11 protein-coding genes are annotated in these 13,988 nt (G+C 69.5%); 5 read left to right on the top strand and 6 right to left on the bottom strand.

Annotated features, from left to right (window positions below; all coding sequences use genetic code 11):
• Positions 1-56 precede the first annotated feature (56 nt).
• The 3 genes from ACTHL9_RS16780 to ACTHL9_RS16770 all read right to left on the bottom strand — a co-directional run bounded on the left by ACTHL9_RS16780 (position 57) and on the right by ACTHL9_RS16770 (position 3,542).
• On the bottom strand, positions 57-1,763 hold the full coding sequence (locus ACTHL9_RS16780; protein WP_440520417.1) for a thiamine pyrophosphate-binding protein: 1,707 nt from the start codon (positions 1,761-1,763) through the stop codon (positions 57-59).
• Positions 1,760-2,782: an agmatinase gene (gene speB / locus ACTHL9_RS16775; protein WP_440520416.1), complete on the bottom strand. Its 1,023-nt coding sequence runs from the start codon at positions 2,780-2,782 to the stop codon at positions 1,760-1,762. Before speB ends, ACTHL9_RS16780 begins: the two co-directional genes overlap by 4 nt.
• A gap of 112 nt (positions 2,783-2,894) precedes the next feature.
• Entirely contained in the window at positions 2,895-3,542 is a 648-nt protein-coding gene (locus ACTHL9_RS16770) for a hypothetical protein (protein ID WP_440520415.1), read from the bottom strand.
• Positions 3,543-3,762: 220 nt separating this feature from the next.
• Here ACTHL9_RS16770 and ACTHL9_RS16765 point away from each other — a divergent pair, with 220 nt between their 5' ends.
• Positions 3,763-5,742 carry an amino acid transporter gene (locus ACTHL9_RS16765; RefSeq protein ID WP_440520414.1) on the top strand — a complete coding sequence of 660 codons (1,980 nt, stop codon included), beginning with the start codon at positions 3,763-3,765 and terminating at the stop codon, positions 5,740-5,742.
• Between the two features lie 138 nt (positions 5,743-5,880).
• Here the strand turns inward: ACTHL9_RS16765 and ACTHL9_RS16760 are convergent, their stop codons facing one another.
• The gene (locus ACTHL9_RS16760) at positions 5,881-6,456 is read right to left on the bottom strand and encodes a helix-turn-helix domain-containing protein (protein WP_440520413.1); all 576 of its coding nucleotides are present in this window, start codon (positions 6,454-6,456) and stop codon (positions 5,881-5,883) included.
• Between the two features lie 51 nt (positions 6,457-6,507).
• Positions 6,508-7,527 (bottom strand): zinc-dependent alcohol dehydrogenase family protein, encoded by a 1,020-nt coding sequence (locus ACTHL9_RS16755; protein ID WP_440520412.1) that lies wholly within the window; start codon positions 7,525-7,527, stop codon positions 6,508-6,510.
• Between the two features lie 66 nt (positions 7,528-7,593).
• Here ACTHL9_RS16755 and ACTHL9_RS16750 point away from each other — a divergent pair, with 66 nt between their 5' ends.
• Both ACTHL9_RS16750 and ACTHL9_RS16745 read left to right on the top strand, forming a co-directional pair.
• The gene (locus ACTHL9_RS16750) at positions 7,594-9,111 is read left to right on the top strand and encodes a sodium:solute symporter (protein WP_440520411.1); all 1,518 of its coding nucleotides are present in this window, start codon (positions 7,594-7,596) and stop codon (positions 9,109-9,111) included.
• Positions 9,112-9,341: 230 nt separating this feature from the next.
• Entirely contained in the window at positions 9,342-10,448 is a 1,107-nt protein-coding gene (locus ACTHL9_RS16745; RefSeq protein WP_440520410.1) for a VIT1/CCC1 transporter family protein, read from the top strand.
• On the opposite strand, the gene ACTHL9_RS16740 is transcribed toward ACTHL9_RS16745, so the two are convergent.
• Positions 10,445-11,356, bottom strand: coding sequence for a LysR family transcriptional regulator (locus ACTHL9_RS16740; RefSeq protein WP_440520409.1), 912 nt, complete (start codon positions 11,354-11,356; stop codon positions 10,445-10,447). The genes ACTHL9_RS16745 and ACTHL9_RS16740 overlap by 4 nt on opposite strands.
• A 107-nt stretch (positions 11,357-11,463) precedes the next feature.
• Between ACTHL9_RS16740 and ACTHL9_RS16735 the strand changes: the two genes are divergently transcribed.
• Together ACTHL9_RS16735 and ACTHL9_RS16730 are read left to right on the top strand one after the other, a co-directional pair.
• Complete coding sequence (locus ACTHL9_RS16735; RefSeq protein ID WP_440520408.1) at positions 11,464-12,492, top strand: MBL fold metallo-hydrolase; 1,029 nt, start codon at positions 11,464-11,466, stop codon at positions 12,490-12,492.
• A 22-nt stretch (positions 12,493-12,514) separates the two neighbouring features.
• Entirely contained in the window at positions 12,515-13,831 is a 1,317-nt protein-coding gene (locus ACTHL9_RS16730; RefSeq protein ID WP_440520407.1) for an MFS transporter, read from the top strand.
• Positions 13,832-13,988: the final 157 nt, after the last annotated feature.

Raw genomic sequence — 13,988 nt, 5'->3', positions numbered from 1 at the left:
CACGTCCGCAGGGTGTGACCCCTGCGGACGTGACGGCGCAACGAAGGGGGGAGGGGTTACTGCACCTCGAGGTGGGTGGGCGCGAACATCTTGAGCTGAGTCTCCACCACGACGACGTTCGGCCCGTCCGCGGCGAAGCCGTCCTCGAGCGCCTGCCGCACCTCCTCCGGCGCGACCTTGCGCGCGGGGACGCCGAACGACTCGGCGAGCTTCACGAAGTCCGGGCGGGCGAGCTCGGTCGCCGTCGCCTTGCCGAACGCGCCGACCATGTACTCGCGCAGGATCCCGTAGCCGCCGTCGTCGACGATGAGCCACGTGACCGGGACATTGTGCTGCCTCGCCGTCGCGAGCTCGCTGATGGAGTACATCGACGAGCCGTCGCCGGAGACCGCGAGGACACGCGAGGGCTTGCCGACGGTCGCGAGGCCGACGGCGCCACCGATCGCGGCCGGGAAGCCGTACCCGAGGCCGCCCGCCCCCTGGGCGGAATGGAACTGCCCCTGCCGGGCGTCCCAGCAGCTCCAGCCCCAGTAGGCGGCGATGGTCATGTCCCAGAACGTCTGCATGTCGTCCGGGACGGCGGCGCGGATGTCCGCCATGAAGCGGAGCTCCTTGCCGAGGTCCTGGGACTCGAGGCGCGCCCGCACCTTGGCGAGCGAATCCGCGACGAGCTGCTCGGCCGTGCGCCCGTGCCAGTCGGGCTCGAGCGCCCGGCCGCCGCCCTCCTGGTCCAGCACGGCTTCGAGCGCGGTATCGAGGGCCGCTAGCGCCTGCCCTGCGTCCGCGCGGATGCCGAGACCGGGGCGGTTGGACTCCAAGACGCGCGGCTCGGCATCGATCTGGATGATCCGGCCCCGCGGCTCAAATGTGAAGTAGTTGGACGTCACCTCGCCCAGCGACGAGCCCACCACGACGAGCACATCCGCGTCCTCGAGGACGTCGGTCATGTACCGGTCCTCGACCCAGGACTGGAGCGAGAGGGGATGCGTCCAGGGGAACGCACCGTTTCCGCCCGGAGTGCAGATGACGGGGGCGCGGAGACGCTCGGCGATCGCGAGCAGGGACTTCTCCGCATGGCCGCGCCGCGTCCCCCCGCCCGCGATGATCGCGGGGCGCTTGGCGGAGGCCAGCCACTTGACGGCCTCGCGGACCAGCTCGACGCGCGGAGGGTTGTCTGCCGCGACGGCCAGGGCGTCCTCGACAGGCGGAACCATGATCGGGTCGAGCAGGACGTTCTGCGGGATCTCCACCCAGACGGGTCCCTGCGGCGACGAGATCGCGTCGGTCCAGGCATCCTGGATCGCCGACGGAATCCCTGAGGCGTGCTGGATGAGGCGCTGGCTTTTCGTGACGTTCGCGGCCGAGGCCTTCTGGTCATCGAGCTGATGCAGCATGCCTTTTCGCCGCGCGCCGAGCCCCTCGAGCGGGATCTGGCTTGCGATCACCACCATGGGCACGCCCGTCGCGTAGGCCTCTTGGAGGCCCGCGAGGGAGGTGAGCGCGCCGGGGCCGGTGGAGAGGAAGAGGACTCCGACCTCGCCCGTAGCCCGCGAGTAGCCATCGGCGGCGAAGGCCGAGTTGTTCTCCACACGGCTCGAGACGAACTTCAGGTTGCCGCGACCCATCGCGTCGAACAGCCCGAGCGCATGCTGGCCCGGGATGCCGAAGACGGTCTTCGCGCCGAGCGCCTCGAGCGTCTCGACGACCAGGTCTCCGCCGTTGCGGTACTGGTCCCGCTGCTCAGCCGCCGACGGGGCGCTCACTTGGCGCCCGCCGTCGTCCGCTCCCCCGCCCGCGCGGCACTGCCGTTCCCCGGCTTCGGCAGCTCGCTCATCAGCGAAACGAGGTCGTAGGCGACGTGGCTCGCGGCGACCCCGGTAATCTCGGCGTGGTCGTACGCCGGGGAGACCTCGACGACGTCGGCGCCCACGAGGTTGAGCCCACGCAGCCCGCGCAGGATCTCGAGGAGCTCACGGCTCGTGATGCCGCCGGCCTCGGGCGTGCCAGTGCCGGGGGCGTGGGCGGGGTCGAGGACGTCGATGTCCACCGAGACGTAGAGCGGCCTGTTGCCGATGCGGTCACGGAGCTTCGCGACCGTCTCCCGCACGCCCTGGTAGTACACGTCGGACGAGGTGACGATGCCGAAGCCGAAGCGACGGTCGTCCTCGAGGTCGCGCTTGCCGTAGAGCGGCCCGCGCGTGCCGACGTGGCTCAGCGCGTCTGTGTCGAGGATGCCTTCCTCGACGGCGCGGCGGAACGGCGTGCCGTGGGTGTACTCGGCGCCGAAGTAGGTGTCCCAGGTGTCGAGGTGGGCGTCGAAGTGCAGGAGCGCGACCGGGCCGCCGGCGCGCTCGGAGGCGGCGCGGAGCAGCGGGAGGGCGATCGTGTGGTCGCCGCCGATGGTCAGGAGGCGCGTGCCCTCCGCCGTGAGGTCGAGAGCGTTCTGCTGGATCGTCTCGATGGCCTCGTTGATATTGAATGGGTTGACGGCCATGTCACCCGCGTCCGCGACCTGGGCCTCCGCGAACGGCGAGAGGTCCAGCGCAGGGTTGTACGGGCGGAGCAGGCGGCTCGCCTCGCGCACGTGGTTGGCGCCGAAGCGGGCGCCAGGGCGGTAGGACACGCCGGTGTCGAAAGGAACACCGACGACGGCGACATCGGCGTGCGCGACCTGGTCCAGTCGCGGGAGGCGAGCGAATGTCGCGGCGCCGGCGAAGCGCGGAATGCGGGATGAGTCGATCGGGCCGAGATGATTGTTGTCCTCGATGCGCAGCTCTTCCAAGGGTCCTCCAGAGTTGTTGCTGTTGTGATTCAGACTACAGCAAAGTTTCCTTTTATGCACCCGTTGTTTCCCTTCGAGCGGGGGCGGGAGTGCTCCCGCCCCGCTCGGCTCGTCAGGCGTAACTGATCGAAAGGAGCATGGCGCGGACCTGCTGGCCTTGGGCCGAGGCGAGCCACGCCTTGGCCGCATCCGTCGTCTGGAAGGCCGGCGACTGCGCGAACTGCACCTCTGCGAGGAGGATCCCGGTTTCCGTGCGGATGATGCCGTCGAGTGCCATGGCTTCGCCGCCGTCCGGCGAGCCCGCGACAAGCCGAAGGTGGTACGAGTGGAGGCCTGCGCCGTCGTCGAGATAGAACGCATAATGGGCCGCCGGCGCCGGCTGCTGCGCGAGCCCCGGCACGGGCGCCTCGTCCAGGACCGTTCGGGTCACGGGACCGGTGACGGCGTCGGTGATCCGCCCGACGAAGACGGCGAGCTTGAGCGCTCCGTCCGGGCTCGCTACTGTCGCGGTCGCGGTCCCGCCCTCGGGGGCATGGACGAGGTCCACTGTCCAGCCGGCGGGGTGGCGGAACGAGGTGCGGCCATCCGGGAACGCGAAGAGTTGGGTCTGCGCGGCCGGGGCCGATAATGCGTTCGTGGAAGGCGGCCCAGCAGGCGCTGCTGTGGACTCGAGCGAGGTGGGCGTGGTGGTCGAACCACAGCCTGCAACGGCCAGCGTGAGTGCTAGGGCGACGACGGCAGCGCGTGGGTGCGAAGGCATGGAAATCCCCTTTGGTCCTGCGAATGCGAGTGATGATGGGTGCGCGCACTCCAACTGTCCGACTGCCCGGACACGGAAGCCAGAGCCGAGAGAATAAATCCATCGAATAGATACAGGATCGTCATCTGCGCCACATCGGCGTAAGGGATCTATAAAGAGTGCCGGCTTCCGCCATTCCCCCGCCTACGCTCCCCTGCAGAGCCAGCACAAGCAGGGAGCTATGACCACACTGACCAGGCCTCCGGCCGAACCCTCGAACCGAGGCAACCGCCGCCCCAGCCGCAGCTTCCGCACGTGGCTCCTCGACGGCATGCCGGAGGCATCCGGCCACCACCCCGGCCCCCATGGCGTTCCGAAAGAGGAGCACAAGCCGTCGGCGTGGTGGAAGGTCATGTGCCTCACCGGCGTCGACTACTTCTCCACCCTCGGCTACCAGCCCGCCATCGCCGCCCTCGCGGCCGGGCTCCTCGCTCCGATGGCGACCATCATCCTCGTCGTGGTGACGCTTGCCGGGGCCCTTCCGGTCTACCGCCGCGTGGCGCGGGAGAGCCACAAGGGCGAGGGCTCCATCGCGATGCTCGAACGCCTCATGCCGCGCTGGGGCGGCAAGCTGTTCGTGTTGGCACTGCTCGGCTTCGCTGCCACCGACTTCATGATCACTATGACCCTCTCGGCCGCGGACGCGAGCGCGCACCTCATCGAGAACCCCTTCGCGCCCGAGGCGCTGCGAGGGCAGCAGGTGACCATCACCCTGGTCCTCATCGCGGCGCTCGGCGTTGTGTTCCTGCGGGGCTTCCAAGAGGCCATCAATGTGGCGGTCGTGCTGGTCGGGGTGTACCTCGCGCTCAACGCGGTGGTCGTCGTCGTCGGCATCGGGCACCTGCTCACGCAGGGAGCCGCGGTGAGCGACTGGTGGAGCGCGCTCACCACCCAGCACAGTGACCCGCTGCTCATGATCGGGATCGCGCTCATCGTGTTCCCGAAGCTCGCCCTCGGCCTGTCCGGCTTCGAGACCGGCGTGGCCGTCATGCCTCAGATCAAGGGCCATCCGAGCGACACCGCGCAGAATCCCGCGGGCCGCATCAAGGGCACGCACCAGCTGCTCACCACCGCGGCCGTGATCATGTCCGCGTTCCTCATCACGTCCAGCTTCGTCACAACCGTGCTCATCCCCGCGGCCGAATTCGGACCGGACGGAAAGGCCAACGGCCGAGCGCTCGCTTACCTCGCCCACCAGTTCCTCGGCGACGGCTTCGGCACCGTCTACGACGTCTCGACGATCGCGATCCTCTGGTTCGCCGGCGCCTCCGCGATGGCCGGACTCCTCAACCTCGTGCCGCGCTATCTCCCCCGTTACGGCATGGCGCCGGCGTGGACCCGGGCCGTCCGGCCCCTCACGCTGGTCTTCACCGCGATCGGCTTCCTCATCACCTGGATCTTCGACGCCGACGTGGACGCCCAGGGCGGCGCGTACGCGACCGGCGTGCTGGTGCTCATGACCTCAGCCGCCATCGCCGTCACGCTCTCTGCACGGCGGAAGAAGCAGTTGGGACGCACGTGGTTCTTCGGCGTGGTGAGCGCCGTATTCATCTACACGACGATCGCGAACGTCCTCGAACGGCCTGACGGCATCCGGATCGCGGCCCTCTTCATCGTGGGCATTATCGTGGTCAGCTTCGCCTCCCGCGTCCGGCGCTCGTTCGAGCTCCGTGCCACCCTCGTGCGGCTCGACGAGCAGGCGCTTGAGTTCCTCGCCGGAATGGATCAGGGGCCCATCCGGCTCATCGCCCATGAGCCCAAGCGGCTCGACTCCGACCGCTACCGCGCCAAGCTCGAGCACGCTCGCGCCGCGAACCACCTGCCCGAGTGCGAGGACATCCTGTTCATCGAGGTGGTCGTGGACGACAGCTCGGAGTTCGAGCAGGAACTCGAGGTCCACGGCATCAAGCGCCACGGCTTCAAAGTACTCGAGGTGCATTCCAACCACGTGCCGAACACCCTCGCAGCCATCCTCCTGCACCTCCGGAACGTCACGGGCCTCATGCCGCACATCTACTTCCGCTGGACGGAGGGGAACCCGATCGTGAACCTCACGAAGTTCCTGTTCTTCGGGGTCGGCGAGATCGCGCCGGTGACGCGCGAAGTGCTCCGCGAGGCCGAGCCGCGAGTGACCGAGCGGCCGTGGGTGCACGTGGGGTGATCCGGCGCTCCATCGTCCGGGCCCCGGCCCCCCGCTGTCCTGTCCGGTTGTTGCTTCCCAACCAGTCAGCCGGGCGGCGTGCCCGGCGTTCGGCGGTGTCGCGGGCCAAGAACCGGACCGGAGCGCCGGGCGGCCGGCCTAGCGGCTGGCAGCGGGCACGAGGACCCACAGCACGGTGGCCGGCTCGTCCGTGGGATTGACCCACGTGTGCGGCTCGCGCCCCGGGAACGTGATGGTGTCCCCGGCGGAGAGTTCGTAGCGGTCGTTCGTCATGACCAGCTCGACGCGTCCGCGGACCACGTGAAGCACGTCAACGTCGCAGTCCACGGCATACAGCTCGGACTCGCCGGTCCCACGTGGCTCGATCTCTGCCTGGATGATCTGCAGCCGCCGCTCCGAGCGTGCCGTCAGGAGCCGCTCGACGATCCCCTCTCCCCCGAGCGAGATGCGCGGCGCTTCCGTGGACCGCGTGAGGTGCGTCTCGGGGGTCGCGAACAGGTCGCCGATCGGGAGCGAGAGAACTTGGCAGAGCGTCACAAGCGAGGCCACGCTCGGTGAGGATTCGTCGCGCTCGACCCTGCTCAGGAAGCCCTTCGAGAGCCCGGCGGCCTCGGCGACCTGCTCGATCGTCATGCGCTGCGCCTCGCGCGCCGCACGGATCCTCGAGCCGATGGCGACGGCAACGTTGCTGGGCTCGACGGGGAGGGCTTTCATGCGTCGAGTCTACGACAACGATCGATGCCTATAAGGAAAGCCCAGCACGAATCAATCGATGAGGACCGCCACCCCGCTGAACGCCCCGTAGGCAAGGTCGTCGAGGGCCCGATCCGCTTCCGCGAAGGGGTAGCGGGTCACGCTCGCACGCAGCCCGAGGCGGGCGGCGAGCCGGAACAGGTCCTCGCCGTCCTGCCGCGTGTTGGCGGTCACTGACGTCAGCCGGCGCTCGCGGAACAGATGGTCCTGATAGTTCAGCGGCGGGATGTCACTCAGGTGGATGCCCGCGACAGCGAGGGTTCCGCCCTGATCAAGCCCCGCCAGCGCGACTGGGACCAACTCGCCGGCGGGCGCGAACAGGATCGACGCATCAAGCGGAACCGGGGGCATTCCGTCGGGAGGCCCGGCTGAGGCCGCACCCAGCTCGAGTGCGAGCCGCCGTGCTTCCTCACCGCGCGTGAGCACGTGGACTTCCGCGCCCTGCGCGATGGCGATCTGTGCCGTGAGGTGGGCGCTCGCGCCGAACCCGTAGATCCCGAGCCGGCCGCCGGGAGGCAGTTCGGCGCGCCGCAGCGCCCGGTAGCCGATGATCCCGGCGCAGAGCAGCGGCGCAGCCTGCTCGCTGGGCACCTCGCCGGGGATCCGGTACGCGTACGACGACGGCACAACAGCCCAGCGCGCATACCCACCATCCGCGTCCCATCCGGTGAAGAGGGCGTTGGGGCAGAGGTTCTCGCGCCCGGAGCGGCACCACCTGCACGAGCCGCAGGTCGAGCGGAGCCAGGCAATCCCCACGCGGTCCCCCAGAGCCAAGCGCGAGGCCCCCTCGCCGAGGGCGGATACTCGGCCGACCACCTCGTGGCCGGGGATGACGTGCGGCAGGTGCTCGGGCAGGTCACCGTCGGTCACATGCAGGTCCGTGCGGCAGACCCCGCAGGCCTCGACCTCGACGAGCACTTCTCCCGGTCCGGGCTGGGGAATCGGGCGCTCGACACGCCGTATCCGATCGGAGCCTCCGGCCCCAACCGTCTCCCACGCCGCCATCGTCGAAGGTTGACCTGTCGCGTCCATCACATCTAGTCTACTAGGCAACACCTGTTGCACCACAGGAATCACCCTGACCGAGAGACCTACCCCATGGACGCTAGCGCGATCAACTCGGCCATCGTCATCGCCTATCTCGTCGCGATGCTGGCCTTCGGCTGGTGGGGCAAGAGCCGCACCAAGAACAACAGCGATTATCTCGTCGCGGGCCGCCGCCTCGGCCCCCTCCTCTACACGGGCACGATGGCGGCCGTCGTCCTCGGCGGCGCCTCCACTGTCGGCGGCGTGGGCCTCGGCTACAAGTTCGGCATCTCTGGCATGTGGCTCGTCGTCGCGATCGGCTCCGGTGTGCTCCTCCTGAGCCTCCTGTTCGCTGGGATGATCCAGCGCCTCAGGATCTACACGGTCGCTCAGATGCTGACGCTCCGGTATGGCACGCGCTCGACGCAGACGTCGGGCATCGTCATGCTGGCCTACACTCTCATGCTCTGCGCGACGTCCACGAGCGCCTACGCGACGATCTTCGTGGTCCTCTTCGGCTGGGACCGCTGGGTCGCGATCGCCGTGGGCGGCGCGATCGTGCTCGTCTACTCGACGATCGGCGGCATGTGGTCCATCACCCTGGCCGACCAGGTCCAGTTCGTCATCAAGACCGTCGGCGTGTTTCTGCTCATGCTCCCGTTCGTCCTCAACGCCGCGGGCGGCTTCGACGGGATCCGCCAGCGCGTGGACGCCTCGTTCTTCCAGTGGGACGGCATCGGCGTCCAGACGATCATCACGTACTTCGTGGTCTACACCCTCGGCCTCCTCATCGGCCAGGACATCTGGCAGCGCGTGTTCACAGCCAAGACGCCGGGCGTGGCCCGCTGGGGCGGCACCACGGCGGGCGTCTACTGCGTGCTCTACGGCCTCGCCGGCGCGGTGATCGGCATGGCAGCCCGCGTCGCCCTGCCGGACATCGACGTCAAGAACCTGGGCAAGGATGTCGTCTACGCGGAGGTCGCCACGCACGTCCTGCCGCTCGTCATCGGCGGCCTCGTCCTCGCCGCAGCCGTCGCGGCCATGATGTCCACCGCCTCCGGCGCCCTCATCGCCGCCGCGACCGTGGCGCGCACCGACGTCGTCCCGTTTGTCGCGAGCTGGTTCGGCCGCAAGGTCACCGTCGAGCACGACCGCAACCCCGAAGAAGACGTGCGCGAAAACCGCTGGTGGGTCCTCGGCCTCGGCGTCGCGGCCATCATCATCGCCATCCTGGTCAAGGACGTGGTCGCTGCGCTGACCATCGCCTATGACATCCTGGTCGGCGGCCTCCTCGTCGCCATCCTCGGCGGTCTCGTCTGGAAACGCGGCACCGGCCTCGGCGCTGCGGTCTCGATGGGCGTGGGCACGGTGGTCACCTTGGGCACCATGACCTGGCTCGAGATCCATGCCGCAGTGCCGCTGGACGGCATCTACGCGAACGAGCCGATCTACTACGGCCTCATCGCCTCGGCGGTCTCCTACATCGCGGTGTCCCTCCTGACGCCGCGGACGGACGCTGGCGTCATGCTGGCCTGGGAGCGCCGGGTCTCCGGAAAGTCGGAAGAGCTGGAGCCGGTCACCACCGCCTGACGCAGGCAAGGGAAGACGGCGGCGAGCGGCCTCAGTAGGCGGCTCGCCGCCGTCGTCGTCCGCCGAGGAAAATGTCGCCGTCCGCTGAGGAAAATGTCGCCGTTCGCCGAGGAAATTACGGCGAGCCGAAGTCTGAAGGTGGGGCGCACCGGCCGAAAAACCGCGGGAATCCGGGCTAGAGTGCTGTGGGCAATGGGGCCCGCGAGAAGCCGCCCACGCCCAGGAGCACCATGTCACCGTCCACCGATCCCCGCCAGCAGCCCACCCCCGCCGACTACCGACGATGGCGTCAGTACCTCGCCGACGAGAAGGCCGAGGCGGCCCTCTACCGCTCCCTCGCCGAGCGGCGCGAGGGCGAGGAGCGTCAGATCCTCCTCGGGCTCGCGGATGCGGAAGGCCGGCACGAAGCCTATTGGACGGCGCTCCTCGGCGACCAACTCGGGAAGCCCCGGAGCCCCTCGCTGCGCAGCCAGATCCTCGGGTTCTTCGCGCGCCACTTCGGGTCCGTGTTCGTCTTGGCCATGGCGCAGCGCGCCGAGAGCCGCTCCCCCTATTCGACGGACCCGTACGCGACACCGGCCATGGCCGCCGACGAGCGGATCCACGAGGAGGTCGTCCGGGGTCTCGCGATCCGCGGCCGGACCCGCCTTTCGGGCTCGTTCCGGGCGGCCGTCTTCGGGGCCAACGACGGCCTCGTCAGCAACCTCTCGCTCGTCACCGGCATGGCGGCCTCCGGCGTGTCGAGCCACGTGGTGCTGCTCTCCGGCGTCGCCGGGCTCCTCGCGGGCGCGCTGTCGATGGGCGCGGGCGAGTACATCTCCGTGCGGTCGCAGCGGGAGCTGCTCTCCGCCTCACGCCCCACGCAGGTGACGCTCACGGCCGCGCCGGCGCTCGACCTGAATCAGAACGAGCTCGTCCTCGTCTACAAGGCCCGCGGCATGAGCCAGGCCGCGGCCGAGCACCGCGCTGCGGAGCGTCTCGGCCAGTTCTCCTGCGACTGCGACCCGAGTCTTTCGCTCCATCCCGAGCGGGCCGAGGAGGAGGACGAGCACGAGGCGATCGGGTCTGCCTGGCAGGCCGCCATCAGCAGCTTCTGCTTCTTCGCCTCGGGCGCGATCGTGCCGATCCTGCCGTTCCTGTTCGGGATGGTGGGCGTGCCCGCGCTGCTTCTGGCCGCCGTGCTCGTGGGGCTCGTGCTGCTCGGGACGGGTGCCGTCGTGGGGCTCCTCGCCGGCGCCTCGCCGCTGTGGCGAGCCATGCGGCAGCTGCTCATCGGCTTCGGCGCTGCCGGCGTGACATACGTGCTCGGCTGGCTCTTCGGCACCGCGGTCGGCTAAGGGCGCGGCTCGCCCGCGGCGAGGCGGCGCGCCGTCTCGATGACGGCGTCGACGCGCGGCGGACGTCGGGCACCGGGGGCGACGGCGGCCACGACGCCATTGGCGGGAACGTCGTCGGCCACCGCGACGAGCACCACGCCGGACGCCGCGAACAAATGCTCCATCCCCCGCCACACATTTGTCACGCTGTACGCGAGGCCGCTGGAGACGAGCCCCCGGATCGTCTCCGCGACGACGCTCCTCCACCGGACCCGCGGTTCGACGCCAGCCGACCTCGCCATGGCCAGGACCCGCTCGGCGCTCGGCGGCACGTCGAACAGGACCGCATCCTCCTCGGCGAGATCCGCGAACCCGAGCGAGGCCCGACCAGCCAGCGGGTGGTCGACGGGGAGCATGAAGTGCGGCCGCGACTCCGCGATCGGGAGGAGGTCGACGCCTGGCACGGCCTGGAGCGAGTAGATGAGGGCGGTATCGAGCTCACCTGCCGCGACAGCCCGCTGCAGATCCTCGGCGGCCCCCTCGAGGACGTCGACCTCGACCTCGGGCCACCGGCGCCCCAGTTCGGCCAGGAGACGGGGCATGAGGCGCGGACTGATCGCGATCATGCAGCCCACGCGAACGCGTCCCCGCATCTCCTCCCAGCCCGACCGCACGGCACTCGGCACCTCGGCCGCCTCCGCCAGGATGCGGCGGGCCCTGACCCCCAATGCCTGCCCCGCAGCCGTCGGCACGACGCGCTTGGACCGCGTGCGCAGGAGGAGCTCGACGCCCAGCGCCCGCTCGAGCTGAGCAATCGCCATCGAGGCTGCGGCCTGGGAGATGCTGCTGCGCTTGGCTGCGTCGGTGACGGAGCCGGCGTCGAGCACCGCCACGAAGTACTCGAGCTGCCGGAGGGTGAATTCGGCCACCCTTCCCCCTCATCAACAAAATAGATAAGCCTTCTTGAATTGATTGATTATACAAATGAAGTGGGCCACAGCACACTGGAAACCAGCCCCGAACGAAGGAGTTTCCCTTGGCTTCCAGCCTCGCCCCGCGCATCGTCACTCTCGGCACCGCCGGCGGTCCCCGCTGGTGGGCAGCCGCAGACTCCGGTGAGCGCACCGGAATCGCGACGGCCGTCGTCGTCGGCGACGCGTTCTACCTCGTGGACTGTGGGCAGGGCGCGGGCCGGCGGATCGCGCAGGCGGGCCTCGACCTCCGGGACCTCCGCGCGCTGTTCATCACCCACCTCCACTCCGACCACGTCTACGACCTCGCCGGACTCGGCATCTTCGGCCTCTACGCCCTGCAGGAACGCACTACTCCCGTGCGCATCCTCGGACCCGGCAACCGCGGCGAGCTGCCCCCGGTGTCGCCGCGCGCCGTCGTCGCCCCTTCGCCGCTCGCGCCCGCCAACCCGACGCCGGGCACCCGCGAGATGTTCGAGACGCTCATGGCCGCGCACGCCACCGACCTCAACGACCGCATCCTCGACAGCCTCAAGCCGAGCCCGCTCGAGGTCTTCCAGGCCGAGGACAGCCCGCTGCCCTCGGGCATCGGCTACCACCCGAACGACAACCCGACCCCCGAGATGGCGCCCTTCGAGGTCTATCGGGACGACCTCGTGACGGTCACGGCGATCCTCGTGGAACACCCCCCGGTCGCGCCTGCCTTCGCGTTCCGATTCGACACGGCGGAGGGTTCCGTCACGATCTCCGGGGACACCTGCTTCACGCAGAACCTCGTGACGCTCGCTCAGGGAACCGACCTCCTGCTGCACGAGGCGATCGACTTCGAATGGGTCGAACAGCTCTACGGCGACAAGACCGACGATGCCTCCCGCGCCGCCCGCGACCACCACTACAAGTCGCACACGAGTGTGCGCGACGCAGTGAAGGCCGCGGAGGCCGCCGGCGCCCAGCAGCTCGCGCTCCACCACCTCGTTCCCGGCCACGCACCGGACGGCGTCTGGGAGGAGGCCGCCGAGCACTTCTCAGGCCGCTTCATCCTCCCCCGGGACCTCGACAGCATCCCGTTCGCCACAAGCACCTCTCAGCGCTGAGAGAATAGGACAGGAGATACCCATGACCTCCCCCACTCAGATCACCGCGGCCGCCCAGACCGGCTCGCTCAACACGAAGGACATGCGCCGGATCCTCGGCTCGTCCTTCATCGGCAGCGCGATCGAGTACTACGACTTCATGCTGTACGCGACGGCCGCCTCGCTCGTGTTCGACAAGGTGTTCTTCGCGAACCTCGGCCCCGGCTTCGCACTGTTCGCCTCCTTCGCGACCCTCGCGGTCGGATACATCGCGCGGCCCCTCGGCGGCGTGATCTTCGGCCACTTCGGCGACATCGTGGGCCGCAAGAAGATGCTCGTGCTCTCCATGCTCATCATGGGCTGCGGCACCGTTGCCATCGGGTTCTTACCGACGACGGCGCAGGCCGGCACGGTCGCGCCCCTCACCTTGGTAGTCCTGCGGCTCATCCAGGGCGTGGCCGTGGGCGGCGAATGGGGCGGGGCCGCGCTCATGGCGGTCGAGCACGCCCCGGCCGCGCGACGCGGCTTCGCGGCAGCGTTCGCCAACGCGGGCGGACCTGCCGGCGCCATCCTCGGGACCCTCGCGCTCTCGCTCTTCGCCGCTGTCTCGGGCAAGGACTTCCTCGTGTGGGGCTGGCGCGTGCCGTTCCTGCTCAGCGCGCTGCTCATCGCCGTCGGCCTCGTGATTCGGCTGAAGGTCTCGGAGACCCCCGCGTTCCAGCGCCTCGAAGCGGCCGGGGCGCAGCGGAAGGTGCCGCTCCTCGACGTCCTGCGCCACAACAAGAAGGCCGTGCTGCTCGGCCTCGCCGCGACGACCGCCTTCTACGTGTGCCAGGCGATGACGACCGTGTGGGGCGTCTCCGTGGCGGTGGAAAGCGGCGCCGACAAGAACGGCGTGCTCAATATCAAGGCCGGAGCGGCTGTCCTGACGCTGGTGATCTGCTTCTATTCCGCCCGGCTGAGCGACCGCATCGGACGCAATCGCGTGCTCATCGGCGCATCTCTTCTGGGCGCTGTGCTCGCGTTCCCCATGCTCTGGCTCATGACGAATGGGACGCTGTGGGGCTTCGGCATCGCCATCGTCCTCGGCAATGGGCTCGTACAGGGCTTCCTCTACGGGCCGATCGCGGCGTACGTGGCCGAGCAGTTCCCCACGCGCAACCGCTACACGGGTGCCTCGCTGGCCTATCAGGGCGCGTCGATGCTCGGCGCCGGGTTCACGCCCATGATCGTGGCCGGGCTGAGCCTCGCCGCGGGCGGGAGCGTGTGGCTCATCGGCGCCTTCTGGATCGCGATCCTGGGCGCGGCCGCCGTCGCCGTCCGGGTCACGCCCGAGGGCAAGGGCCGCGAGCTCGACTGAGCTCCTCCTCGTTTCCCGGGCTTCCCGACTTCCCGGGCTTCCCGACTTCCCGTTGCGGCGGGCCCGGTTGTGGGTGGGGCCCCCGGGAACCGGGACGGGCGCCCGGGTGTTTGGGGGGGGCCCGCGGGAGGGCCCCCGGGGGCGCCCCCCGGGGCCG

It is taken from the genome of Sinomonas sp. (assembly GCF_051955515.1).
Taxonomy (GTDB): Bacteria; Actinomycetota; Actinomycetes; order Actinomycetales; family Micrococcaceae; genus Sinomonas.
The sequence above is the reverse complement of the archived record's forward strand: the minus strand, read 5'-3'. Positions and strand labels throughout refer to the sequence as shown.